The organism is Paraeggerthella hominis (assembly GCF_021044775.1).
In the GTDB taxonomy this organism is placed as follows: domain Bacteria; phylum Actinomycetota; class Coriobacteriia; order Coriobacteriales; family Eggerthellaceae; genus Paraeggerthella; species Paraeggerthella hominis.
This window is the reverse complement of record NZ_JAJNOQ010000002.1, coordinates 185231-209126: the sequence shown is the minus strand read 5'-3', so window position 1 is coordinate 209126 and position 23896 is coordinate 185231. Positions and strand designations below refer to the sequence as shown.

Below are 23896 nucleotides of genomic sequence, written 5' to 3'. Positions count from 1 at the left end.
GTGACCGAGCATCAGGGGGATGGCGCCGCTCTTGTCTGCCCGGCAAGAGACGGCGCCCCGGCCGTTTCGGCGGAAGGCTTGCGCGTGTACGGAGTGTTCACGGCGCTGTTTTGCGGTACGTTGGTTATATCGAACGTACTGGCCGCAAAAGCTCTTGATCTGGGGCTTTTTACGCTTCCAGCATCTATTTTGACGTTCCCCGTGGTGTATATAATCAATGACGTGCTGTCCGACGTGTTCGGATTCAAGCGCATGCGCTCGGCTATTTTGCTGGGATTCGCATTGGCGGCGCTGGCGGCGCTGGCGTTTCATGTTGCCATCGCGCTTCCGGGCCTTGATCCGAGCGTCGACAGCGCCTTCGCTATTACGCTGGGCAGCTCGTGGCGCATTCTTTTAGGCTCGCTTGCCGCTTATTTGCTGGGGAGTTTGCTCAACTCGTACGTGATGGCGTCCTTGAAGCGGCGCTTCGACAAGCACCTGTTCTTTCGTTGCGTTTCGTCGACCCTTTTAGGGGAAACGGTGGACTCCCTTGTGTTTATTACCATCGCGTTCGCCGGAACGTTTTCGCCGGAGGTCGTCATTGCCATGGTCGCTTCGCAAGTGCTGTTCAAGGTGCTGTACGAAGTTGTTCTGTATCCCGTAACGAAACTGGTGATCGTGAGGGTTCGAGCGCGTGTGGCCGCCTAACGACGTATTGCGGTAGTCTTCGGACGGCCACGCGACGCACGAAGCTGGCTAGTCGCCGAAATCGAAGAGGTCGCCCAGGAAATCCCCGCGCTTTTTCTTCTTTCCCTTTTTGTAATAGTCGTCACGGTATTTGTCCTCATAGCGGCGCTCGTCGTAGCGCTCGGGCGCGCTTGCATACGATGCGCTCGGCGCGGCAGCGGGGGCCGCCAGGGACGTTGAGCGCTCGATGATCTTGTCAAGCTCGCCGCGGTCGAGCCATACGCCGCGACATTGCGGGCAGTAATCGATCTCGATGCCTTGGCGCTCGCTCATGATCAGGTCGACATTGCAGAGGGGGCATTTCATAGGAACCTCCTGCTCTCGGGGATGCAAAACGATGCGCCTCCATTTTGAGCGCAAACGCGCCTTAGGTAAAGTTCTTTGCTTTTATATCAGAAACGACATAAGAATTTCTTGCCTGCATAGAGCGGGTTCGAGGATGGACTGCGCGGATGCGAACGGGGCCCATGTCAAAGAAATCAAGCTTCGAAGAGCAATTCCGATCGGCGTATTCGTAAAAATGCCCGTCGCGTTCCAGGATAAGGCCAATGCGCGGTTTTATGGTTTTGTAGGCGACGATCGGTGTCGCAGGTCCCCGCTCGCGTCCGCATTTTCAGGGGCCGCCGATCAACCCGATGCCGATGTTTGCTCGGCGGGGCGGTTTTGCTCGGAATGCTCACGGCCCGGTTGCGCTTTCTTCGCTGCGCGTCTCTCGTTGCATATCGACTGCCGTTCGACAACGGGCAAAGCGCACCTCTTGTTCGAGGTCGCGCGGCACTTCCTGTGGAGAAGGCTCTCCTGCGACCGATGTGCAGCGGCTCCGTCGAAAATCCTAGCGAAGGGTTTGCTATCATGGGAACGGAAATGTTTCACGTGAAACACTCGTTCGTGTGCAGGTCCTTCACGAACCGCGAAAAGCGAGACAGGCGAGACGTATGACGAAGCAATTGTTGATGGGGAACGAAGCGTTCGCGCACGCGGCGCTTGAGTCGGGCGTGCGTGTGGTGGCGGGATATCCCGGCACTCCGTCTTCCGAGGTTATCGAGACGATAGCGAAACTGCACGGCGCAGGCAGCGCGCGCGACGTCCATGTGGAGTGGTCGACGAACGAGAAGAGCGCGCTTGAAGTGGTGGCCGGTGCTGCCTACTGCGGCGCACGTACGCTGTTCACCTGTAAGCAGGTGGGTCTTAACGTTGCGAGCGATCCGCTGATGAGCCTGAACTACGTGGGCGTGAAGGGCGGTACCGTGCTGTTTGTGGCCGACGATCCCGGCCCCATATCGTCTCAAACCGAGCAGGACACGCGCCGCTTCGCCTCGTTCGCGAAGATTCCCGTTCTTGATCCGGCTACTCCCGACCAGGGGTTTGCCATGATGCAGGCCGCCTTCGACCTGTCCGAGCGCTACGCTACGCCCGTTATCGTGCGGCCTACCACGCGCATTTGCCACGCATCCACGTTCTTCGAGGTTGCCGAGACGACGGTTGCCCGTCCGGTGCCGGAAGAGGGCTTCGAGCGCGATCCGAAGTGGGTCATCTTCCCGCGCCGCGCATACGAAGCGCACGGCGAGATAAACGAGCGCTTGCGGTCCATCGCCGGCGATTATGCGAACGATCCGGTTCTGTCGGCGTTCAACCCGATTGAAGAAGGCGGCGCCGCGCACCCTGCTGCCGCGGAAGACGCGTCGCAGGAAGCTTCCGTTCCCCGCTTGGGCATTGTGGCGGGCGGCGTTTCAGCTGCTTACGCGCGGGAAGCCTTGCGCATGATCGAGGAGCGTGCGACGCTTGAGGGCTTCGAGATCCCGGCCTATCGTTTTTGGCAGGTGGGAACCCCGTATCCCTTCCCCGAGGAAACCGCCGAACGCTTCGCGCAGGGGCTTGACCAGGTGCTCGTGCTTGAAGAACTCGACCACGTGCTGGAAGACGCTTTGCTGGTCTTTGCGGGACGCACGCATGCGTCGTTCGACGTGAAGGGCAAGCTTACCGGTGACGCGCGCGACCGCGGCGAGAACGACGTGGACGATGCCGTCGTCAGAATCGCCCGCTTCCTGGGCCTTTCCGACGGGCGCTCCGCCGCCCAGCCGCCCGTGTACGAGTCCGCTGACGCTCCGCTGCCGGTCCGCCCGCCCGTTTTGTGCGCAGGCTGCCCTCATCGCGGCAGCTTCTACGCCATTAAACGCGCTTTGGGCCGTACGCCTGCCGTCCTGTGCGGAGACATCGGCTGCTACACGCTGGGCAACGCCCAACCGCTCGATGCGGTCGACACGTGCTTGTGCATGGGCGCGGGTATCACGATGGCGCAAGGATTTGCCGTGGCCGAGCCGCAGAAGAAAACGCTCGCGTTCGTGGGCGACTCGACGTTTTTCGCAAGCGGTCTTCCGGGCATTGTGAACGCGGTGTACAACGGCCACGACATCACGGTGTGCGTGCTGGATAACGCGACCACTGCCATGACCGGTTCTCAGCCGCATCCGGGCACCGGCGTGACGCTGATGGGAGATACGCGCACCCCTATTTCCATCGAGCGCGTTCTGGAGGCCGTGGGCTTCGAATGCATCGTCCATGCTGATCCGCTGAACTTCGACGAATCCACGAAGGCCGCTCAGAAGGCCGTCTCGTTCGAGGGCCCCTCCGCCATCCTGTTCGAATCTCCTTGCATTCAGCTGGTGAAGCCGAATCCTCCGGCGGTGATCGACCAGGATCTGTGCACGGGCTGTAAAAAGTGCATCACGGAAATTGGCTGCCCGGGTATAGGGTTCAACGTTGATGCGCGCGGGCCAAAGAGCAAAGAGCGCGGTCAGGCGTTCGTTGACGAAAGCCTATGCAACGGATGCACCCTGTGCACCCAGGTGTGCCCGTTCGATGCGATCACGATGTCGGACGCGAATGCGTCGTTGGCGGACAAACCCCTTAACGGCTCTGCGACGGAAGGAGGCTCCCATGCGTAATGTGCTGCTTGCGGGCGTCGGCGGCCAGGGAACCGTGCTGGCTGCGAAGGTTCTGGCTCAAGCGGCCCAGGACAAGGGTTGGCATGTTCGCACTGCCGAGACTATTGGCATGGCGCAGCGCGGCGGGAACGTGGTGTCTCACGTGCGCATGGGCGATCAGGGCGAAGAGGTGTTCGCGCCATTGGTTGCACAGGGCACGGCCGATCTGGTGATTGCGTTCGAGCCCGCCGAGGCGGCGCGCGTTCTTCCGTATCTTTCTTCCGACGGGGTGATGGTTGCTGCGGTTACGGCCATCCAGCCGGTGACTGCGGCGCTGGGCAAGCATCCTTACCGCGCCGATGACGTTGTGGACGGCATCGCTCGATCTTTGGCTGGGACGCAGGCTCGACTGATTGCCGTAGACGACGCCGCGTTGACGGAGGCGGCCGGCGGGCGCAAGGTGCTCAACACGCTGCTGCTGGCTAGTGCGTTGAACACGAACTGCATCCCGATCAGCCTGGACGACTTGCGCCGCGCGGTCCGCGCGTGCGTGAAGCCGCGCTTCGTGGACCTCAACCTTGCTGCCATCGATGTGGCGGCAAGGTAGGCTCGTCCTTTTCAAAGTGCTTTGCATTGTTCGATTGTTCGCCTAGAATGGAACGCATGGAATTCGTATTCAACAATATGCCTTGTATAGCCGTGGGTCCGGCTGGTCGATGGCTTTAGCTTCAAGTCTCGCTCTGTGCAGGCTTGAAGCATCTATGAATCGAACATTCCGGTTGAGAGAAAAGGACCCCTCATGCAGATGACTGCCGATCAGCTTTCCCTTATCAAAAAGCAATTCGAAACGCTGAAAAATCGTTCCGCCTTCTATCGATCCAAGTTCGAGGGCATCGACTTGTCCGATGTGCAGACTCAGCAAGATTTCGAGAAGCTGCCCTTCTCCGAAAAAGACGACCTGCGCAACGCGTATCCTTTGGGACTGCAAGCCGTTCCCGACGAAGAGATCGTGCGCATACACAGCTCCAGCGGAACCACGGGCACGCCCGTGATCGTTCCCTATACGCAGCAGGACGTTGTCGACTGGGCCGTGCAGTTTGCGCGCTGCTACGAAACCGCAGGGATCACCAACAAGGATCGCATCCACATCACGCCTGGTTACGGCTTGTGGACGGCGGGCATCGGGTTCCAGCTGGGTGCCGAACGACTGGGCGCGATGGCTATTCCCATGGGGCCGGGCAACACGGAAAAGCAGCTGAAGATGATGCAGGATCTTAAATCGACCGTGCTGTGCGCAACCAGCTCGTACGCGCTGCTGCTGGCCGAAGAGATTGCCGAGCGCGGCCTGCGCGACAAGATCTGCCTGCGCAAGGGCGTTATCGGCAGCGAACGCTGGGGCGACAAGATGCGCCAGCGCATTTCGGGCGAGTTGGGCGTGGAGATCTTCGACATCTACGGACTGACGGAGGTGTACGGCCCCGGCATCGGTATTTCGTGCAGCGAGCACAACGGCATGCACGTGTGGGCCGACTACGTGTATATCGAAGTGGTCGACCCCGTTACGGGAGCGCCCGTGCCCGACGGCGAGGTGGGCGAGCTGGTGCTGACCACGTTGCGCAAGCAGGGCGCGCCGCTCATTCGCTACCGCACGCACGACCTGACGCGCATCATCCCCGGCGACTGCGCCTGCGGGCTGGCGCATCCGCGCATCGACACGCTGACGGGCCGCACCGACGACATGTTCAAGGTGAAGGGCTGCAACATTTTCCCGGCTCAGGTTGAAGAGGTCATCTCGATAACCGACGGGGCTTCCAGCGAGTACCAGGTGATGATCGAGAACATCAGCGGCAAAGACGTGCTGACCGTTCTGTTCGAGACCGCGTTGCAGAACGAGGCAAAGGAGCGCGCCGAGCAGGAACTCGCCATGATCTTCAAGGCGAAATGCGGTTGCACTCCTGACGCCAAGGGCGTTCCCATGGGTGAGCTTCCGCGCAGCGAAAAGAAGACCAAGCGCATCTTCGACAGCCGATACTAAATGCGCTTTAGCGGGAGGCTTGCGCGGATGATACGTTGATGGTGCTCCTCCCCGTGCGCTGAGCAGGCGTGCGGGGAGGTTTTTGCTTTGGCGCGACGGATTGTCGACGCCTTTGTCTTGCGCGCTGCGCGTGAAGAAGGCGGGTTCGTTGCCTGTCGACTGCGGCTTGCGGTTCGCGGTTCGTCACCTGTGGCCTAGGGCTTGCGGTCCACGGCTTGCGTCTGCGCGAAGAAGCGCATGGCTCGTTCGCGGTATTTTGCCGCCTGTTGGCGCTGCGCTATGGTAAAGTGTCCCCATGCATTCTGCAAAGGGACATATCGTTGTTGACGAACGCTGGCGTTTGGAGCTGGCTCTCGCGGCGGCGTGCCGGGCTTTCGCCCCTCGGTCCTCAGAAATTCTCGCACCGCTCGACTTGGGCTCGAAGCCCTGCGCGCTCGACGCCGCCGAGCCTCATTACGTTTCCTATTATTCCTATCGATACCTCTAGCACACGGGGTTCTGCTGGCGCGTCATCGTACCTCGACGCATCCGTTGGAAATTCGTGTGCGCCTTCAAGCTCTTGAACGGGCTTTTTTGTTGCAGGCATTCAACGTAAGGAATAATCCGCATGATCGAGAAAATTTGCATGGTGCTCATATTTGTCGGAGTGGCGATAGGCGTGGGCATTTACTGCAGACGACACACCACCAGCGTTGACGGGTTCGTGCTGGGAGGTCGCTCCGTAGGACCGTGGCTTTCAGCATTCGCGTTCGGCACAAGCTACTTTTCCGCGGTGATCTTCGTGGGGTATGCGGGACAGTTCGGTTGGAAATACGGTCTTGCTGCCACGTGGATTGGCATCGGCAATGCTATTTTGGGAAGCTTGCTTGCCTGGTGGGTGCTTGGCCCGCGTACGCGCGAGGTCACGCATCGCTTGAAGGCGGCCACGATGCCCGAGTTTTTCGGAGCGCGCTACCATTCGAAAGGCTTGCGCATCGCTGCCGCTGCCATCATCTTCGTGTTCCTGATTCCGTACACCGCGAGCGTGTACAACGGGCTGTCGCGTTTGTTCGGCATGGCGTTCGGTTTGCCGTACGAGGTATGCGTTATCGGAATGGCGGTCATCACCTGCATATACGTGGTGCTGGGCGGATATATGGCCACCGTCGTGAACGATTTTATCCAGGGTATCGTCATGCTGCTAGGAATTGTTGCCGTCATTGCCGCCGTGCTGTCTAACAACGGCGGGTTTACCGAGGCCATTAACCAGCTTTCGCTTATTCCGGCAGAGGGCTCTCAGATGGCCGGCCCGTTTGTGAGCTTCTTCGGTCCGAACCTTCCCGACCTGATCGGCGTTATCGTGCTGACCAGCCTGGGTACCTGGGGTTTACCCCAGATGGTCCAGAAGTTCTACGCTATAAAAAGCGGTCCCGCCGTCAAGCAGGGCGCTATCATCTCGACCGTGTTCGCCATGGTCGTTGCCGGAGGAAGCTACTTTTTGGGAGGTTTCGGGCGCCTGTACGGCGACCAGGTGGAAATGACCGCTGCGGGAACGCCGGTGTACGACTCCATTATGCCCACCATGTTGTCCACGCTGCCTGACCTGCTGATTGGCATCGTGATCGTGCTGGTGCTGAGCGCGTCTATGTCTACGCTTTCCTCGCTGGTCCTGACGTCGTCTTCCACGTTGACGCTTGACTTGATCAAGGGAAACATCGTGAAGAAGATGCCCGAGCAGATGCAGCTGTTCTACATGCGCATGCTGCTGGTGGTGTTCATCGTGATCTCTGCGGTGATTGCGCTTGTGCAGTACAACTCGTCCATTACGTTCATTGCGCAGCTTATGTCCATTTCGTGGGGCGCGCTCGCCGGCGCCTTCCTGGGACCGTTCTTCTGGGGGCTGTACTCCAAGCGTATTTCGCGCTCTGCCGTATGGGTTAGCTTTATCGTGGGCGTGGGTCTGACTACCGGAAACATGATCGCGGGTTTCTTCGGCGCTCCGTTGATCGCTTCTCCCATCAACTGCGGCGCTATCGCCATGGTGCTTTCTTTGGTGCTGGTTCCCCTGGTCAGCCTGTTCACCAAGTCCGTTCCTTTCGACATCGACCCGCCGAGCGTTCAGGGAGCCATCGATCGCGAGTACGTTCAAGAGTTGGAAGCCGAAGCAAAGTAGCAGCGGCTTGCGCTTGCGTGCCGAGGGTCCGGGCTTGAGGGGCTCTTGGCACGCGGGTTTGCGTTCTTCGGGCTGGGGCGGGGCCGGGGCCGAGGCGTGGGGTTGGGGCCGGCGGCCGGATTGTTGCTGCCGGGATTTGAGGCGCGGCGTCAAGTTCTGTCAAAACGAACGAGTTTTGCGGCGGTTTTGCTTCCCTCGAGGCAAGTTCTCGTGCATGCGGTTTTTATCGTACCAGGTCATACGCGTGTGGCACCCCTTTATCCTTGATCGAGGACCAGCAAAACTCGTTCGTTTTGACAGAACGGCCCTGCGCTCGGCCGCGCGAACCGGCTGCGGGCCCTTTGCCCCAGCCGCCGGCCCCGCGTCCCGCCCTCGTCCGGCCGTCGGCCCTGCGCCCGAACGCTCGCCCCTCTTCGGCGGTTTGCTCAAAAGGCGCGTTCTTTGCAACAGATTAGCGACAAAGAAATGTCAGGCGATATACTAGGGAAAAGACCTCCGCGATTATCAAAGGTTTCTCATGCTCCTTTCGCTGCTGTTCACGTACTTGCCGGCTCTTGTTTTCGGGTTTCTGTTCGTGCGGAATTACCGTAAAGAGCCTCGTCAGTTTCGCAACGCCATGTACTTCTTGCTGTTGTGCCTGTTCGCTTTCTGGGGGATGTCCATACAGTTCAACATGCCATGGTTGTTCGGCTTGGGAATTCTGGCCATTCCCTTCGGCACGATTGCTCTGGTTGTGTTCTTGCTGGCGAATGCCGTTGTCGTGATCAGGCGCGAGGGATTTTCGCTTTCGCATGCACTGCCTGGGTTGATGGCTTTAGCCATTGTGGCGGTGTGCCTGGCCGGTCCGTTGCTGGTTCTTTGGGAGGCTCCAGGCCCGGTGCTGACCCTGTACCTCCTTGTTTTGATGGAAGGCTCGTACGTCGCGTTCACCTTCTTCGCGCTGCTTTTGTATTCGTGGCTGTATCGTCGCTTGCCGAAGCGTCGCGACTACGACTACATTGTGGTGCACGGCGCCGGTTTGTCGGGCACCGAGCCTACTCCGCTGCTTGCAGGGCGCTTGGACAAGGGCGTGGAGCTGTGGAAGGCTGGCGGCTGTCGCGCGCTGATGCTGGCATCCGGCGGAAAAGGCCCTGACGAGCAGGTTTCGGAAGCTCAAGCCATGCGGACGTATTTGGTCGATCGTTGCGGCGTGCCCGCCGATGCGGTTCTTATGGAGGACCGGTCTTCAGCCACGATGGAAAACCTGCGCAACAGCAAGGCGATCATGGACGCTCGGTCGGGCGAGGACAGCTACCGTGCAGTTGTGGTGACAAGCGACTACCACGTGTTCCGAGCTGCCGAGTACGCGCATAAGATTGGTCTTGCCGCCGAAGGCGTGGGGAGCACGACCGCCCGGTACTTCTGGCCGACGGCGTTCATACGGGAGTTCGTGGCGGTTAGCAACGAGCATCGCTGGCCGTTCGCGGTCATCTTCGTGCTGTGGACCATTCCGATCGTGCTGAGCTTTGCGACGCGGTAAAACCTTGCGCCGAACATCCCCAAGAATGTAACGCTCGCCTGGTGATACCGCTATTTTGCGGCTTAAACATCCGCGTTTTCCTTCGCGTTCGAGCGAGGTTCGGTATACTAGTGACCATTATTGTGCAGCCGCGCGTGTGCGTTCGAAGGGAACCGGCACGCCCGACCGCACGGTTGTCATATCGACGAAGGGGATTGTATGGAAGGTTTTGACCTGATCAGTGCGGGGGTGTGGTCCATCGTTCCGCCGATTTTGGCGCTCGGATTGGCCCTTATCACGAAGGAGGTGTACTCGTCGCTTGCTATCGGCGTGTTCACGGGTATGGTTATTTACCAGTTCACGCTGAACGGTGCCGGGTTCGAGCAGTTGGTGGACTCGTTCACCATGGTTCCGCAGATGATGGCGGAACAGATAGCGGGCAACGGGGCGTTGCTGTTGTTCTTGGCGCTCTTAGGCGCGCTTGTGGTGGTCATTGCCGCGGCTGGCGGCTCCCGTGCGTACGCCGAGTGGGTTTCCACGCACATCAAGAACGCGAAAATGGCGCAGGTTTTGACCGCGCTTCTGGGCATCATCATTTTCGTGGACGACTATTTCAACTGCCTGACGGTGGGCGCGGTCATGCGCCCCGTTACCGACCGCTTCAACATCAGCCGTGAGAAGCTGGCGTGGATCATCGACTCCACCGCCGCTCCCATCTGCATCATCGCGCCGGTGTCGTCGTGGGCCGTTGCCGTGGGCGGCTACTTGGGCGAAGGCGGGTTCACCACGTTCGTCCAGTCCATCCCGTACAACTTCTATGCGCTTCTGACCATCGTGTTCGTATTCTTCATGTGCTTCTCCAATCGCGACTTCGGTCCCATGCGCCAAGCAGAGGCCGATGCTCATAAGTCGGCCGACCAGCAGCAGCGCATCCCTTCGCCCGACAGCGCGCTTGAGGCCGTGTCCACGGCTCGCCTTGACGGCACCGCCGAAGGCGACCCGCTGCCGGCCAAGATCGAGACGATCGTTGCCGAGCGAGACGAGCTTGAAGATGCTGCGAAAGCGGCCGTCGAAGAGTTCAAGGGCATGACCATCTCCGACAAGGGGCGCGTGTTCGACCTGATCGTGCCGATCATCGTGTTGATCGTGTTCTCTATTCTGGGCATGCTGTACGCAGGCGGCTTCTTCCAGGGCGTCGACTTCTCCACTGCCGTGGGCGAGAACCCGGTGTTCGGCCTGTGCATTGGCGTGTGCGTGGCGCTGGTCGTGTCGGCCGGAATGTTCTTGCCCCGCAAGCTCATGACGCTTTCGGGCTACATGGAGGGCATTTCGGAAGGCGTTCGCTCGATGGTGGGCGCCATCATGATCCTGGTGCTGGCATGGAGCTTGGGCGGTACCTGCCGTTACCTGCTGGGCACGGGAGAGTTTGTCAGCGGCTTCCTGAACAGCATCGGCGTTGGCTTGGAGCTTCTGCCCGCCGTGATCTTCCTGGTTGCTGCTTTCATCGGCTTCGCTATGGGCACGTCGTGGGGTACTATCGCGCTTATTCTGCCTATCGTTATCGGCGTGTTCCCGGTTGAAGGCCCCTTGTTCCTGGTTGCCGTCGGCGCCACGCTGGGTGGTGCGGTGTACGGCGACCACGTGTCCCCCATTTCGGACACCACTATCTTGTCGTCGGCGGGCGCGCAGTGCAACCACCTGCGCCACGTTGCCACGCAGCTGCCGTACGCCTCCGTGGTTGCGGTTATCTGCTTCGCGGGTTACGTGGTTGCCGGCTTCACGGGCAATCCGTGGATTTCCCTTGCGGGCGGCGCTGTGGTTATGGTGCTGGCCGTGCTGGTGCTCAACCGTTCGAAGTACGGGGCAGCCAAGTAGTTTTGAGCTCGAAGGAAACAAGGGGAGGGCGCGGGATTCGTTCCGCGCCCTCCTTTTTTAGGCGCTGATGATAAGCGGAAGCGGTTGGTCGTGAGGCTCGCAGGGCACGACCTCTACGCGTTGCTCGCTGAACGCCACGCCCACAACAAGAGCGTCGGCGCGCAGGTTGGGGAGCAGGCGGTCGTAGTTGCCGCCGCCGTATCCCAGACGGTTGCCCTGTCCGTCGAACGCAACCAGCGGCACGGCTACTACGTCGAGCTTGTTGGGATCAACGGCTTCGAACCCGTTGCGTTCAAGCGTTGCAGGCGTTAGGCAGCGAAGCGGATGGTCGAGAAACGTCGTTCGTGCACGATCGAGCTGTGCGTGCGTCACACGGTAGAGCGCCATGCGTGCAGGCTGGTCGGCGGCTTCGCGCAGCATGCAGGGAAAGCACACGCTCCATGCACGCGTGTGCGCCGCTTGTACGAAAGCGCTCAAATCCACCTCGCTGCGCATGGCGGAGAACACGGCAATGCAAGGCTTGTCGAAACAGGCGCCCGGACTTCCGCTCGCATGCTTCGCGTCGGTGTGGGAAATCGCTTCTTCGCTTGCGGCGTCTGCTGATAGGCATTCCGCAATCAAACGTTCCAGCCGAAGGCAAATCTCAAGGCTTTTGCGCGCGCGAACTTGAGCGCTCAAAGCGTCTCGACGACGAAGGACTTCTTCTCGAACACGTTTCTTCTCATCCATGCGAGCCAGTATAGCCTAAGCTGTCCGGCTTGCATTGCGCGCCGTACCCGTTCGCGCGATTCGGTCTTGCACGCGTGACCCTGCCGGTTGACGGCCTGTAGCACCTCATTTGTGCATGCAACGTATCGTAAACGTAACCGTTTCAATTCGGTTTGACCTACATGCCTATCAATGACCTTGCTATAATCGATCGGAATTAGGTACACTCAAGCCAAGCTTTGACCATAAGGCGAACCGTTTACCGCGAATCTCAATATGAGTCCGGTGATGGATCGAGTTAGGAGATACCAGTGCAACTCAAAGCATCGACCGATTACGGCATGCGAGCCATTCTGTACTTGGCTGCGCAAGGGGCTACCTGCTCCTCCAAAGACATTGCTGAGGATATGTCCATTCCTCGCGACTACCTGATCCAGCTTGCGCAGCTTTTACGCAATGCGGGCATCATCGAAGCCCGACCGGGCAAGCACGGGGGCTATCGACTGGCCAAGGATGCTTCCGAAATCAGCGTGCTTGAAATCATCAAGGCGCTTGACGAAGACTCCAAGCGCGCTACGCGTGAAAAGCGCAACGCGCGCAAGGGCGGCGAGATGGTCGACAACATCAAGCAAACGTACAACTTGATCGAAGAAAGCATGGACGCGTATCTTTCCAGCTTGACCATCGACATGCTGCTCGGGTGCGTTCAGGACGAATCAAGCAGCCGGCAATACCTCTCCGATCGTCTCAAGCAGGAAAGCCAGCGCCTGGTGGCGGACAACTAGCCGATACCCAGAAGCTGCATGATCAGCAAGGCGACGGTGAGCACCGTTACAATGCCCACCGTCAGCCAGATGAGCACGCGAGACGTCATGCGCGAACGGAAGGCGCCCATGACGCGCTTGTCGGCTGCGATAATTGCCATGAACACCAGCAGCACCGGCAGTACAAGGCCGTTTACGAACTGGGCCGTGAGCATGACGTTCATCAAGTCGATGTTCGGAACCAGCACAATGACGGCCGAGAACACGATAATGCACGTGAAGATGCTCTTGAACAGCGGCGCTTCCTTCCACTTGAAAGAAACGCCCGCTTCCCACCCGAAGGCTTCGCAAATAACGAACGCCGTGGTAAGCGGCAATACGCATGCTGCAAGAAACGACGCAGCTACCAGGCCGATGGCGAACAACGCTTCAGCGTAGTGCCCGGCGAACGGTGCGAGAGCGCGTGCTGCATCGGCAGCGGATTCGATTTCGATTCCCTGCGGATGCAGCACGGCGCCCGTGGTCACGATGATGAACCACGCCACCAGGCAAGCCGCTATCGTGCCGGCAATCACGTCCACTTTTTGGGAGAACAGATCCTTTACCGAGATGCCCTTTTCAACCACGTTGCTCTGGTTGAAGAACATCATCCACGGCGCGATGGTCGTGCCTATCATGGCTATGACCAGGGAAACGAAGCTCTTGTCTTCCACAATGCGGGGGATGGCGGTGCTCTGCAGTGCCTGGCCCCAGTCCGGTTGCGCCATGAACGCGGCTACGATGTACGTGACGAACACCAACGACAGTATCAGAAACACTTTCTCTACGCGCTTGTAGCTGCCGCCCACGATAAGCAGCCACACCGCAGCTGCGGCTACCGGAACTGCCAAATATTTCGACACGCCGAACATTTCCATGCCGCTTGCGATGCCTGCGAACTCCGAAAACGTGGTGCACACGTTGCCGACGAGCAGCGCCAACATGGCCAGCGCCGTTAGACGAATGCCGAAGCGCTCGCGGATGAGGGCCGCAAAGCCCTTGCCGGTGACGGCTCCCATTCTTGCGGCGGTCAGCTCCACCACGATAAGCAGGACGCACATGACGGGGATGACCCACAACGTGGCGAACCCGAACTTGGCTCCCACGGTGGAGTACGTTGAAATGCCGCCGGCGTCGTTGCCGGCCATGGCCGTTACGATGCCGGGCCCCATGGCGGCCAAGAGCAGCCAGAGCTTATTGGGTTTCTTTTTCTCAGGTGCGGTTTCGTCGATCGCTTGCGCAGCGTCCGCGCGCTCGAGGTTCTTTTCGACCATGAGGCTACCTCCAATCGTAGCCGATGATCTGGAACAACACCATCGTGTACAGGACCAAGAACAGTACGGCGCCAATGATGCCGCCAACGATCTTCGCCGCGGTTACCTGCGTCTTGTCGCTGCTGACGTCCTCCTCGATAGCGTCCCAGGCGTCGTCAACGGTGACGATGCCCAGCAGCACGCCATGCTCGTCTACCACCGGCATGGCGGGCAGCTCGTACTTGAAGATGTCGGCAGCCACGTCCTCTTCGGTTTCTTCTGGCGTTGCGGAAATCACGTCGTCGAACATGACTTCGCGCACGGGTTTCGCATCGTCGGTCAGCACAAGGGTTCGCAGGCTGAGCACGCCGATGAATTCATCGTAGTCGTCCAGCACATACACGTAGTGCACAGTGGGATGGTCTTCGGGCAGTTCGCGCAGTACTTCTATGGTTTCGCCAACGGTGGTGTCGGCCTTGACGGAAACGAACTGCGTGGTCATCATACCGCCGGCCGTGCCGTCCTTGTATCCAAGCAGGCGACGGATCTCGGTGGCGTCCTCCACGCCCATGAGGCGCAGCAGGGTTTCTGCTTTCTCGTACGACAGGTCGCGCACGATGTCTGCAGCATCGTCCGGGTCCATGTTCCCCAGCAGGCCGGCGGCGCGGGCGTCGTCGAGGTCTTCGATGAAGTCGGCCTGGTACTCGTCTTCCATTTCCGAGATAGCCTCGGTTGCTTGAGCGTCGTCGAGGTGCTGGAACACGTTGGCTCGCTGCTGCGGGTCAAGTTGCTCCAGGATGTCGGCCACGTCTGCGGGGTGGAGCTCGTCCAAGCGCTTGTGCGTAACGGACAGCTGCACTTCGGACAGGTCTCGGTCAAGCAGGTCCATGTAGTTCCATGCGATGATCTGCTCGTCGATCTTTTTGTCGAACACCTTGGCCACTGCTACAACGGCGCGTTCGAGCCAGGGGGCCAGACCGCGCAGGATGCCGCGCGCGCCCACTTCGGCGCCAAGCAGGCGTAGCTGCGAACCCGACACGGAAAGCTTGAGATCGTTGACGCGAACGACTTTCATGCCTTGCGTATCGACGATCTGACGGTTCAGCAAGTCGCGCGCGAGAAGAACTTCGTCAGGTTGCAGATAGCTGAAGCGGATGTCGTGCGCTTCCACGGTGAGCGTGATGCCGGTTTCGTCGAACTCCTCGACGTATTTGCGCCATGAGATCATGAACGGCACTTTGCCGGGCCCTTGAAAAGCCAGGCTCGTGATGCGCGGAAACACCTCGCCAGTTGAAATGGCCAGGTCAGAGATCGTGCCGATCTTTTCGCCCGTGGCGTCTACGACGGGTTTCCCCATCATTTGAGAGAGGTAGAGCATGGTTTATCCCTTACTGTTCATGCCCGTGTTCGCAAGCGATCGTACCGTGTCCCATGGTAACGCGTGCGTTTGCGCGCATCACGATGCGGGGGAGTAAAATCTATGTCAAACACGAGCGCCGCAGCCACCTTCGACTGCCGACGTAAGGAAATCGAAGGAGGGCTACTTACTGTGAGGTTTCGATTTTCGAACCTTCAACAAAGTCCCTTTCCTATTGACCAATAAAAAAACCGCACGTGCTGATACCAGTCGTTGCGGATTTCGGGCTTCTGAACGGCGTGCCGTTCAGTCAAACCGTCTGATCGCGTTTGCGTATGAGCATGCTGCCATCGAAGCGCATTGTCAACGCAACTGGTACGTATCATACCTCATTGGCCGAGCATCCGGGCGTGTTTTTTGTTTGTGTAGGTTACAAGGTTGCTCCGGGTGGTCGTAGCCGCATTTGAAACGAGCCGCCGGGCTGCTTGCATGCGGGTTCTTGAAAGCGACGCTGCGAGCCCTGTTGCTGGCGCACCAGAATGCGATGCACCGGCAAGGTCCGTCATTGGCTTGAGGGGGCAGCTCCTCTGTTTTGCAAGAGACGCAAAAAAACCGCCCAGTTGGACGGTTTTGAATGCTAAATGGTGCGCCGTGAGGGATTCGAACCCCCGACGTACTGATTCGTAGTCAGTCCCTCTATCCAGCTGAGGTAACGGCGCACGTCGAAGCAGCGAAAGATATTATGCCCGTACTCCCATCTTCTGTCAACGACTTTTTTAAGAAAAGTTGAAAGTTTTGGATAACGACTTGTTGCGAGGGGATGGGTTTCGGAATGAAATCGATGCGGTTACGGATGCCAAACGTACGAGCAAGGCCAGTTCAGAGTAGGAAACATGCTCCTAGGATGGGTTGGAGCACATCCCTGTTTGCGCAGACAAAAGAACGTGCGGTTTTCGAAGTGCATGCAAAGAAAGAGAGGATTTCATGACTAAAATTGCAAAATTTTCTATGGTAGGAAGTGCGGTGGCGCTGCTTTTGGCGTCGTTGATTGCAATGGCCGGCTGCTCAAACGATACCAATGCCGCAACGAATTCGGACAACGCTGCTCCCGCGAACAACTCGGCGGCAAGCGACAACGCTGCAAATCAAATGGGCGACGGCAGCAGCTTGGCCGAAGGAACGGTTTTGAAGGTGTCGAACGGATGGGTTGCGTATTCCAACGGCGACATGCTGGTGCTTTTGGATTCGAGCGCCGACGCTCAGTATCAGTGGACGTCCGACGTGAGCGGCGATTCGGTGCTGAAGGACACGGATGCGGATCTGCCGTCTTCTACGTACTACGACCAAAACGCGAACGACGTGATAGGCTCTGCGGGCATGCACGTGTTCGGGTTTATGGCTGACCAGCAGAACAACGGCGAGTCGACCATAACGTTCAAGCTGGCGAACGCGACCGATTCCGCCGATGTGAATACAACCATCGTTGTAAAGGCGACGGTAGAGAGCGGCGTGTTTTCTGCTGTGAGCGTGCAGCAGTAATTCAGTTGGTCGTAAGGCTGGGGGAGGTGCGCGCGGCGCTCGCTCCCTCAGCCTTGTTACGCTAGATGCTCAAGTCTCGGCGGTTGAATACGCCAATCGCAAGGGCGAACAGGGCGATGCCGAGGGCAAGCAGGATTGCCGACCCTGCGTAAGCGGAAGCATCGCTTGTCGCCAAACCGTAGCTGTCGAACATCGCAAGCGGGTTGACCTTGTCCAGAAAGGCCAGCTTGTCGCCCACCTTCGCCACCATTTGCATCAAGAAGAACGCAATACCCGCTCCGCCGCCAACCCACAGCGCCGCTCCTGCGTTCGAGAAGGCGCAGGCTGAGAAGAAGCACATGCCCGCCAAGAACGTCCACAGGCAGAACAGCCCGACGTTCGCGCGGAACAGCCCTGGAATGTCCAGGTCTCCCGGGAACATAAGCTCCGCACAGGCAATTTCTGCAGCTGTCGTGAGCACCATGAGCAGGGCCAGAACAACCATCATGGCCCCTGCAAGCGTAAGCGCGACGCGCACGCGACTGTTGGGAGTGGCCAGCAGGTAACTCATGGTGCCGCGGTCCAGGTAACGCACCATAAGCTTGTTTGCCATAATGAGAATCAGGACGAACGGGAACACGGTCAGCAGGAACCCGTACAGGTAGTTCAGCATGAAGTCGAGCAGCGTGGTCGCTTGCGTTCCCATGCCGAAGGCGGCGAACAGCTCCGGCATGCTGTCCATCATCATGTTCAGGCTTTCGCCTAAACTGGGATCGAACATCATGACGATACAGGCTATGTACATCCCTAAAACCGCGAAGATGATAATCGCCACGAACGCGTTCGACTTCAGCTCCTTCGCCAGCAGCGTGCTATTCATGGACGCCTCCCTTCAACTGAGCGCCGTACAGGTGCAGGAACAGCTCTTCGAGCGTTTGCTCCCGCGCAGACAGATCCTGCACGGGGTAGGCGGCCAAATCTTTCACGAACAGGTCCATGTTTCCGGTGACGGCGATCTCTGCTGTAGAACCGCCGATCGCGCGCGCCTCGGGGTGGGCTGTTAGGTAGCGCGCGCGGGCCTCCGGTTGGGCGAAGGTGATTGCGAACATGCGCTTGCGGTTCTTTTGCACGTCGCCCATGCGCTCGACTGCAACAATTCTTCCGCCGCGGATGAAGGCGACCCGATCACACGTGCGCTCAACTTCTTCAAACAGGTGCGACGACAAAAAGACGGTGGTGCCGCGGCTTTTCTCGTCAAGCACCAGGTCGATAAACCGGTTTTGCATGAGAGGGTCAAGGCCGCTGGTGGGCTCGTCAAGCAGCACGATGTCGGGTTTCGCCATGAACGCGCATACCAGCCCCACTTTTTGTTTGGTTCCTTTCGACATTTTGCGAATCTTGCGCGTAGGATCAAGCTCGAAATAGTCGATCAGTTCGTGCATGCGCATCATTGAATCCACGTGCTTCATACGCGCCATGAAGTTGAGAAACGCGCTGCCGGTCATATCGTCCATGCATGCGATTTCTCCTGGCAGATAGCCAAGCCGGTTTTGGATTTTGGCTCGATCTTGAAAGCAGCGCAGCCCCGCAATGGTCGCCGTGCCACTGTCGGGCTTGATAAAGCCCATGAGATTGCGCATGGTAACGGTTTTCCCTGCGCCGTTGGGACCCAGGAACCCGAACACCTCGCCTCGTTCGACCGAGAACGTTACATCGAAGGCGCCGCGTCCCTCCCCGTAGTCTTTCGTGAGCGCCTGCAGCTCGATAATCGCCTGACTGCCTGTCATACGTACTCCTTTTTGTAAGACCAGGTGCGCAGCATGTCGCACCAACGATGCATCTCGGTCATCATGTCGTCCATGTCAAGCCGCTTTTTCAGGGCTTGTTGCTGGTGTAGGTAGCCGTCGGCAAGCCATATCAGCAGGTTGACAACGTAGCGCGGGTCTACATCATCGCGAAACTTGTCGAAATTCACGTTTTTGAAATACGCAGCGAACATGAGGTCGATTTGGTTTTGCGTCCAGTTCTCCATGGTGTCCTTGACGTCTTTGTGCTCGGGGTAGAAAGCGTGGATGGAGAATTCGAGCGCGTAGGGGAACTTGGAGAGGACTGCGCATTTTCGTTGCCCTGCGTAGATGAACAGGTCGAAGAAGTCGTCAATGGCGTAGAATTCATCATCGACTACCAGGTGCGATACTTTTTCCATCAAGTATTCCATCAGGTAAAGGTAAAGCTCTTTTTTGTTTTTGAAGTAGAAGAACAGCAGGCCTTTGGAGATGCCCGCTTTGCGCGCGATGCTTTCGGTGGAGGCGTTTTTGTAGTCGTTTCGCCCGAATGCTTCAACGGCGGCGTTCACGATGGCTTCCTGCCGTTCTGCGGGCAGTCGTTCGAACTTCTCCAAATTGCCGTGCTTGTTGACCATGGCGTCTCCTCTTGCTTGACCGGGCGGTCAACCTCATACGGTCCATGCTACGGCATTGACTATTTTTTTGAAGCCCCTTGAGGGGAAATCTTACGGAAGGGTTTCCGAGCAGGAGAATACGCGCTGCTTGCGGGTGACAAGGCGCTTTACAAAGTCCGTGGCGGGGCTGCGTAGAATTTCGCACGGGGAGGCACATTGAACGGCCTGCCCGCGCTCCATGACGAGCACGCGATCTCCTAGCGCAAGGGCTTCGTCTATATCGTGCGTGACGAACAGTATCGTGATGCCCGTTTGGTCGTGAATCTGTTTAACCTCGTCTTGCAGAGCGGTTCGCGTGATGGCGTCGACGGCGCTGAAAGGTTCGTCTGCAAGAAGAATGTCGGGGCTTGCGGCCAATGCGCGCGCCATGCCCACGCGCTGGGCCTGGCCACCGGACAATTCAGAAGGATAGCGGTCTTTGATTTGAGGTGAAAGTCCAATGATGCTCATCCATTTGTCCACCGCGGCTTCGGTTCTTCGACGATCCCCCCGATTCAGCAAGCGCGGAACGTATGCGATATTCTGCTCGACGGTCAGATGGGGAAACAGAACGCTTCCTTGGATCGCGTAGCCTATGTTTCGTCGGAGTTCGATGGGATTGAGGTCGGCGGTGGACTTGCCGTGGATCAAAATGCTCCCCTCGTCCGGCATGGCCAGGGCATTGACCATTTTGAGCAGCGTGGTCTTGCCGCATCCAGAGCTGCCTATGATGGTGACGAAGCTTCCCTGTTCGATGGAGAGGCTTACCTGGTCGACGGCTCGCGTGCTGCCGAACTGCTTTGAAACGTCGTTGAATTCAATTGCGATCATAGGAGTCCTTTCTGAGCAAGGAACGCATCAGCAACGTCTTTCGGCTCACGACCTTGGGTTTCCACTTGGTTGTTCATGCGCGCCATGTCGACGTCCGAAATAAGGCCCCGCATCTTTTCGAGCACGGCTTTCAGTTCGGGATGGGCGTCTAGCGTATCTACGCGCACGACGCTCCCGCATAGATACGTGGGATAGAACCCCTTGTCGTCTTGCAGCACGACAAGCTGGTCGTCGGCTGCTTGACCGTCGGTTGTGGAGATGGCGATAGCATCTACGCGCCCTTCGAACAGCGCACGGTACTTTAAGCTGATGTCCATATCGCGCGTGCTTCCGAAGTTCATCCCGTAAGCTTTTTGCAGGCCGGGGTAGCCATCTTGCCGGTCGAAGAAGTCGGGTTCAGCGCCCAGTGCAAGGCTTTCCGCTGCGCGTGCAAGGTCGGAATACGTGTGCAGGTTGTATTGTTGGGCGACTTGCTTGCTTACCGCAAGCCCGAAGGTGTTGTTGAAGCCGTACAGGCCTACCCAGGTGAGGTTCAGGCGGTCTTGGTATTCCTGCTGCATCGTGTCGAACATGGATTCGTCGTACGTGCTGTCATGCTTGAGCACGGCGTTCCATCCGGTGCCGGTGTATTCGGGGTACAGATCGAAATCACCCTTTTCCATGCCGGGTTGAATGTTGGAGGTGCCTCCGCCTATGCCCTGCGTAAGCTCAACGGAAAGGTCGGTGTCGTGCTCTATCAGCGTGTTCAGCATCTCTCCGAGAATGTACTGTTCGGTCATGGGCTTTGTGGCTATGCGGATAACGCCGCTTTTACCCTCGTTCGTCATTGGTCCGAAGGGACTCGGGCCCTGTTCCATGGCAACGATGCCGCACGCGGCTATCAACGCGGCAACGGTCAGGCATATTCCCAGCCGCCAGCCACTGCGTTGTGCGTTGCGTGGTTCCAAATGCCGTCGCGCGCGCTTCTCGATCAGTCCCAGCAGCAGGTCTACCGTGATGGCCAGCAAGGCGATGAGCGCGCTGCCCGCTACGGTCATTTCCAGGTTGTTCGTGGTGATGCCGCGGTAGATGGCAACTCCAAGCCCTCCGGCTCCTATGAAGCTGGCGATACCGGCCAAAGCGATGGTCATGGTTGTTGTGGTTCGAATGCCGCTTACGATGACGGGCGCGGCCAAAGGCAGTTCGATGCGGTAGAGCAGTTGTCCGTTGGTTGACCCCATGCCGCGTGCGGCTTCCGTTATGGCAGGGTCGATGCTGGTGAGGCCGGTGTAGGTGTTGCGCACCATGGGGAGGAGCGCGTAGATGCTCAGGGCTGCGATGGCGGTTGTGTTTCCGATTCCGGTAACGGGGATCAAAAAGCCAAACAAGGCAATGGATGGAATGGTGTAGATGAAGTTCACCAGCGCAAGAACGGGTTTCGCGCCGCGTCTCCATTGTGCGATGGCCATGCCGATTGAAAGGCCGATGATAACTGCAAGGAACACGGCCACGCAGGATATTCCGATATGCTGGATCAAAAGCTCGAAGAACCAAGATCTTTTTTCCACGAGCAGGGAAAGCGTCGATTCGATCAAGCGGTCGACCTCGCTTTCAAACGAGAATTGCAGAAAAAGAAAGGCAACGAGGGCCTGGACCTCTCGTTGCCTATTCTAGCTGCTTTACTGACGGAGCTCGCGTAAGTCCGACGTGCGTTGCCCGTCTGTTTCTCTGCGCGCCCTGTTAGCTTGTCGCATTTCCGGAAGGCGCTGGGCTGGTTGCCTTCTGGAACGTGACCGTGACGTTGACGTTGCCCTTCACGTTGGTGAGCGTGAAGGTTCCGCCCGATGCCGGCACGTCGTCGATGCCGCGCACCGATGCGACTTCGTATCCTGCGTCAGGCGTGATTTTGATGGTTACCTGTCCGCCCTCTTCGACCGACGTGACGTCCGACGTAACGGAGCCGCCGCCGTTGGAATTGATTGCCACCGAGTACGACTTCTTGTCGGGACCCTTGCTCAGGGTGAGCGCGACCATGCCGTTTTCCTGCAGCTTAGAGCCAGCGGCCGGGGTTTGGGCAAGCACGGTTCCCTCGGGCTTGTCGCTGGCCTGATACGTGTAGTTGTTCGTGTCGACCAGCAGACCCAAGTTGTTGAGCGTGGCCACCGCGTCGCCGCGCATCATGCCCACCACATTGGGAACCTCGATACCTTCAGAGCCCAAAGACAGGTAGTAGGTGATGGTGGTTCCCTTTGCAACCTGCGTTCCCGGAGCAACGTCCTGGCGCACAATGTGGTCCTTCTCGACCTTGTCGGAGTACTCGGCAGTTCCGGCAGAGTATTTCAGGCCGTTTGCCGTCAGTTCCTTTTTCGCCTGATCAGCGGTCTTTCCGGTCAAGTCGGGCACGGTGATTTCCTGGGTTCCCTTGGATATGCCCAGAGTGATCTTGGTGTCCTTTTTCTGCTTGGTGCCGCCGCGCGGATCTTGGCTGACCACCTTACCGGCTTCCACCTTTTCGTTGAAGGACTCTTCCGTGACGATGTTGGTGAATCCGGCTTGCGTCAACGTTGCCGTTGCCTGGTCGGCGCTCTGCCCCACTACGTCGGGAAGCGGGATGGCGTCCTTGTCGTTGCTGCCGCCGCCGGACATGAGCGCAAATGCTACGCCGCCCACTATGGCAAGTGCGGCGATGATGCCGATCACGATGGCGATGGTCTTCTTGTTGCTCTTCTTGCCGTTGCCATCGTCCGAACGATAAGAACGCGCGGGCGAAACCGGTGCAGCCGGGTTCACGCCGCCGACGCCGCCCATGGCAGGCATGACGGCCGTTCCGTCAACTGCAGCCGGTCCGATGGGGGGCACCACGCCGCCCATGACCGACGTCTGCGCGCTGGTGAAGCCCTCGCCCAGATTGACGGGACGTCCGGCCAGGTAGTCGTTCAGCGCCAGGCGCATGTCCTTGGACGTGGCGAAGCGGTCGGCCGGGTTCTTGGCCATAGCCTTCATGATGATGGCTTCGAGCGCCGGGTCGATGTCGGGGTTGATCTCGTGCGGCGGCGCGGGCAGATCGTTGACCTGCTTCATGGCCACGCTTACAGCGTCGGGGCCGTCGAAGGGCAAGCGCCCGGTGGCCGACTCGTACAGCACGATGCCCAGGGAGTAGATGTCGCTGGTGGCGGTCAGGTCTTTGCCTTGCGCCTGCTCGGGGGAGATGTAGTGAGCCGTGCCCAGCACGCTGGACGTCTGCGTTTTCACGGAGTTCTTCGCACGCGCGATGCCGAAGTCCATCACCTTCACGTTGCCGTCGGGCTGGACCATGATGTTTTGCGGCTTGATGTCGCGATGGATGATGTCAAGCCCGTGCGCAACCGAAAGCGCTTGGCATACCTGCGATCCGATTTCCGCCACTTTGCGCTGGTTGATGGCGCCGCGCTCGTTGATAGCGGTCTTCAAGTCGGATCCGCGCACGAATTCCATGACGATATAGTAGGTGCCTTCGTCGTGGCCCCAGTCGTACACGTTCACGATGTAGGGGCTTTGCAGGTTGGCGGCAGCGGCGGCTTCTTGCTTGAATCGTTGGGTGAAGCTGGGATCCGCGGCGTACTGCGGGAGCATCACCTTGACGGCAACCAAGCGGCCGAGCACGTTGTCCTGCGCGCGGTACACTTCGGCCATGCCGCCGATGCCGATGCGCTCGGTTATTTGGTAGCGGTTGTTGAACACCCTGCCAATCATGTTTCCGGTCACGTTTTAGCTCCTTTAGGTCACATGCTGGGTATGCGCCATGTCAAAGTCATGAT

General features: G+C 58.7%; 20 protein-coding genes and 1 tRNA gene. 10 read left to right on the top strand and 11 right to left on the bottom strand.

Annotation, left to right across the window (positions count from 1 at the left end):
- Nucleotides 1–687 (top strand): queuosine precursor transporter, encoded by a 687-nt coding sequence (locus LQE90_RS03165; protein WP_114566310.1) that lies wholly within the window; start codon nucleotides 1–3, stop codon nucleotides 685–687.
- Between the two features lie 48 nt (nucleotides 688–735).
- On the opposite strand, the gene LQE90_RS03160 is transcribed toward LQE90_RS03165, so the two are convergent.
- A complete protein-coding gene (locus LQE90_RS03160) occupies nucleotides 736–1032 on the bottom strand; it encodes a TFIIB-type zinc ribbon-containing protein (RefSeq protein WP_216529284.1) in 297 nt (98 codons plus the stop codon).
- A 629-nt stretch (nucleotides 1033–1661) separates the two neighbouring features.
- Between LQE90_RS03160 and LQE90_RS03155 the strand changes: the two genes are divergently transcribed.
- The 7 genes from LQE90_RS03155 (at nucleotide 1662) to LQE90_RS03125 (ending at nucleotide 11210) form a co-directional block, all read left to right on the top strand.
- On the top strand, nucleotides 1662–3671 hold the full coding sequence (locus LQE90_RS03155; RefSeq protein WP_216529285.1) for a thiamine pyrophosphate-dependent enzyme: 2010 nt from the start codon (nucleotides 1662–1664) through the stop codon (nucleotides 3669–3671).
- On the top strand, nucleotides 3664–4257 hold the full coding sequence (locus LQE90_RS03150; protein ID WP_216529286.1) for an indolepyruvate oxidoreductase subunit beta: 594 nt from the start codon (nucleotides 3664–3666) through the stop codon (nucleotides 4255–4257). Before LQE90_RS03155 ends, LQE90_RS03150 begins: the two co-directional genes overlap by 8 nt.
- A gap of 192 nt (nucleotides 4258–4449) precedes the next feature.
- A complete protein-coding gene (locus tag LQE90_RS03145; protein WP_216529287.1) occupies nucleotides 4450–5685 on the top strand; it encodes a phenylacetate--CoA ligase family protein in 1236 nt (411 codons plus the stop codon).
- Nucleotides 5686–5980: 295 nt separating this feature from the next.
- Nucleotides 5981–6172, top strand: a complete 192-nt coding sequence (locus tag LQE90_RS03140; RefSeq protein ID WP_147269851.1) for a hypothetical protein — start codon at nucleotides 5981–5983, stop codon at nucleotides 6170–6172.
- A gap of 120 nt (nucleotides 6173–6292) precedes the next feature.
- Nucleotides 6293–7837, top strand: coding sequence for a sodium:solute symporter family protein (locus LQE90_RS03135; protein WP_216529288.1), 1545 nt, complete (start codon nucleotides 6293–6295; stop codon nucleotides 7835–7837).
- Between the two features lie 517 nt (nucleotides 7838–8354).
- Nucleotides 8355–9356: a YdcF family protein gene (locus LQE90_RS03130; protein WP_216529289.1), complete on the top strand. Its 1002-nt coding sequence runs from the start codon at nucleotides 8355–8357 to the stop codon at nucleotides 9354–9356.
- 198 nt (nucleotides 9357–9554) lie between these two features.
- Nucleotides 9555–11210 (top strand): Na+/H+ antiporter NhaC family protein, encoded by a 1656-nt coding sequence (locus LQE90_RS03125; protein ID WP_216529290.1) that lies wholly within the window; start codon nucleotides 9555–9557, stop codon nucleotides 11208–11210.
- 57 nt (nucleotides 11211–11267) lie between these two features.
- Here the strand turns inward: LQE90_RS03125 and LQE90_RS03120 are convergent, their stop codons facing one another.
- Nucleotides 11268–11939 (bottom strand): 5-formyltetrahydrofolate cyclo-ligase, encoded by a 672-nt coding sequence (locus LQE90_RS03120; protein ID WP_216529291.1) that lies wholly within the window; start codon nucleotides 11937–11939, stop codon nucleotides 11268–11270.
- A gap of 290 nt (nucleotides 11940–12229) precedes the next feature.
- Between LQE90_RS03120 and LQE90_RS03115 the strand changes: the two genes are divergently transcribed.
- The gene (locus tag LQE90_RS03115) at nucleotides 12230–12703 is read left to right on the top strand and encodes an RrF2 family transcriptional regulator (protein WP_114567950.1); all 474 of its coding nucleotides are present in this window, start codon (nucleotides 12230–12232) and stop codon (nucleotides 12701–12703) included.
- On the opposite strand, the gene LQE90_RS03110 is transcribed toward LQE90_RS03115, so the two are convergent.
- From LQE90_RS03110 to LQE90_RS03100, 3 genes are all read right to left on the bottom strand, one after another.
- Entirely contained in the window at nucleotides 12700–13995 is a 1296-nt protein-coding gene (locus LQE90_RS03110) for an Nramp family divalent metal transporter (RefSeq protein ID WP_216529292.1), read from the bottom strand. The genes LQE90_RS03115 and LQE90_RS03110 overlap by 4 nt on opposite strands.
- Before the next feature lie 4 nt (nucleotides 13996–13999).
- On the bottom strand, nucleotides 14000–15352 hold the full coding sequence (locus LQE90_RS03105) for a magnesium transporter (protein WP_114567952.1): 1353 nt from the start codon (nucleotides 15350–15352) through the stop codon (nucleotides 14000–14002).
- A 621-nt stretch (nucleotides 15353–15973) separates the two neighbouring features.
- A tRNA-Arg gene (locus tag LQE90_RS03100) sits at nucleotides 15974–16050 on the bottom strand.
- A 265-nt stretch (nucleotides 16051–16315) separates the two neighbouring features.
- Here LQE90_RS03100 and LQE90_RS03095 point away from each other — a divergent pair.
- Nucleotides 16316–16870 carry a protease inhibitor I42 family protein gene (locus LQE90_RS03095; protein WP_216529293.1) on the top strand — a complete coding sequence of 185 codons (555 nt, stop codon included), beginning with the start codon at nucleotides 16316–16318 and terminating at the stop codon, nucleotides 16868–16870.
- 61 nt (nucleotides 16871–16931) lie between these two features.
- On the opposite strand, the gene LQE90_RS03090 is transcribed toward LQE90_RS03095, so the two are convergent.
- From LQE90_RS03090 to pknB, 6 genes are all read right to left on the bottom strand, one after another.
- Nucleotides 16932–17729, bottom strand: a complete 798-nt coding sequence (locus LQE90_RS03090; protein WP_216529294.1) for an ABC transporter permease subunit — start codon at nucleotides 17727–17729, stop codon at nucleotides 16932–16934.
- The gene (locus tag LQE90_RS03085) at nucleotides 17722–18636 is read right to left on the bottom strand and encodes an ABC transporter ATP-binding protein (RefSeq protein ID WP_216529295.1); all 915 of its coding nucleotides are present in this window, start codon (nucleotides 18634–18636) and stop codon (nucleotides 17722–17724) included. Before LQE90_RS03085 ends, LQE90_RS03090 begins: the two co-directional genes overlap by 8 nt.
- Nucleotides 18633–19271 (bottom strand): TetR/AcrR family transcriptional regulator, encoded by a 639-nt coding sequence (locus LQE90_RS03080; protein ID WP_216529296.1) that lies wholly within the window; start codon nucleotides 19269–19271, stop codon nucleotides 18633–18635. Before LQE90_RS03080 ends, LQE90_RS03085 begins: the two co-directional genes overlap by 4 nt.
- Before the next feature lie 90 nt (nucleotides 19272–19361).
- Nucleotides 19362–20120, bottom strand: coding sequence for an ATP-binding cassette domain-containing protein (locus LQE90_RS03075; RefSeq protein WP_216529297.1), 759 nt, complete (start codon nucleotides 20118–20120; stop codon nucleotides 19362–19364).
- On the bottom strand, nucleotides 20117–21694 hold the full coding sequence (locus LQE90_RS03070) for an ABC transporter permease/substrate-binding protein (RefSeq protein ID WP_216529298.1): 1578 nt from the start codon (nucleotides 21692–21694) through the stop codon (nucleotides 20117–20119). Before LQE90_RS03070 ends, LQE90_RS03075 begins: the two co-directional genes overlap by 4 nt.
- Nucleotides 21695–21839: 145 nt before the next feature.
- On the bottom strand, nucleotides 21840–23831 hold the full coding sequence (gene pknB, locus LQE90_RS03065; RefSeq protein WP_114567968.1) for a Stk1 family PASTA domain-containing Ser/Thr kinase: 1992 nt from the start codon (nucleotides 23829–23831) through the stop codon (nucleotides 21840–21842).
- Nucleotides 23832–23896: the final 65 nt, after the last annotated feature.

What these genes read in the sequence shown, in the direction of transcription:
- LQE90_RS03110 (WP_216529292.1), bottom strand. Translation starts at nt 13,995, where the DNA reads ATGGTCGAAAAGAACCTCGAGCGCGCGGACGCTGCGCAAGCGATCGAC.
- pknB (WP_114567968.1), bottom strand. Translation starts at nt 23,831, where the DNA reads ATGATTGGCAGGGTGTTCAACAACCGCTACCAAATAACCGAGCGCATC.
- LQE90_RS03075 (WP_216529297.1), bottom strand. Translation starts at nt 20,120, where the DNA reads ATGATCGCAATTGAATTCAACGACGTTTCAAAGCAGTTCGGCAGCACG.
- LQE90_RS03160 (WP_216529284.1), bottom strand. Translation starts at nt 1,032, where the DNA reads ATGAAATGCCCCCTCTGCAATGTCGACCTGATCATGAGCGAGCGCCAA.
- LQE90_RS03155 (WP_216529285.1), top strand. Translation starts at nt 1,662, where the DNA reads ATGACGAAGCAATTGTTGATGGGGAACGAAGCGTTCGCGCACGCGGCG.
- LQE90_RS03095 (WP_216529293.1), top strand. Translation starts at nt 16,316, where the DNA reads ATGACTAAAATTGCAAAATTTTCTATGGTAGGAAGTGCGGTGGCGCTG.
- LQE90_RS03145 (WP_216529287.1), top strand. Translation starts at nt 4,450, where the DNA reads ATGCAGATGACTGCCGATCAGCTTTCCCTTATCAAAAAGCAATTCGAA.
- LQE90_RS03085 (WP_216529295.1), bottom strand. Translation starts at nt 18,636, where the DNA reads ATGACAGGCAGTCAGGCGATTATCGAGCTGCAGGCGCTCACGAAAGAC.
- LQE90_RS03090 (WP_216529294.1), bottom strand. Translation starts at nt 17,729, where the DNA reads ATGAATAGCACGCTGCTGGCGAAGGAGCTGAAGTCGAACGCGTTCGTG.
- LQE90_RS03125 (WP_216529290.1), top strand. Translation starts at nt 9,555, where the DNA reads ATGGAAGGTTTTGACCTGATCAGTGCGGGGGTGTGGTCCATCGTTCCG.
- LQE90_RS03135 (WP_216529288.1), top strand. Translation starts at nt 6,293, where the DNA reads ATGATCGAGAAAATTTGCATGGTGCTCATATTTGTCGGAGTGGCGATA.
- LQE90_RS03080 (WP_216529296.1), bottom strand. Translation starts at nt 19,271, where the DNA reads ATGGTCAACAAGCACGGCAATTTGGAGAAGTTCGAACGACTGCCCGCA.
- LQE90_RS03140 (WP_147269851.1), top strand. Translation starts at nt 5,981, where the DNA reads ATGCATTCTGCAAAGGGACATATCGTTGTTGACGAACGCTGGCGTTTG.
- LQE90_RS03120 (WP_216529291.1), bottom strand. Translation starts at nt 11,939, where the DNA reads ATGGATGAGAAGAAACGTGTTCGAGAAGAAGTCCTTCGTCGTCGAGAC.
- LQE90_RS03150 (WP_216529286.1), top strand. Translation starts at nt 3,664, where the DNA reads ATGCGTAATGTGCTGCTTGCGGGCGTCGGCGGCCAGGGAACCGTGCTG.
- LQE90_RS03105 (WP_114567952.1), bottom strand. Translation starts at nt 15,352, where the DNA reads ATGCTCTACCTCTCTCAAATGATGGGGAAACCCGTCGTAGACGCCACG.
- LQE90_RS03130 (WP_216529289.1), top strand. Translation starts at nt 8,355, where the DNA reads ATGCTCCTTTCGCTGCTGTTCACGTACTTGCCGGCTCTTGTTTTCGGG.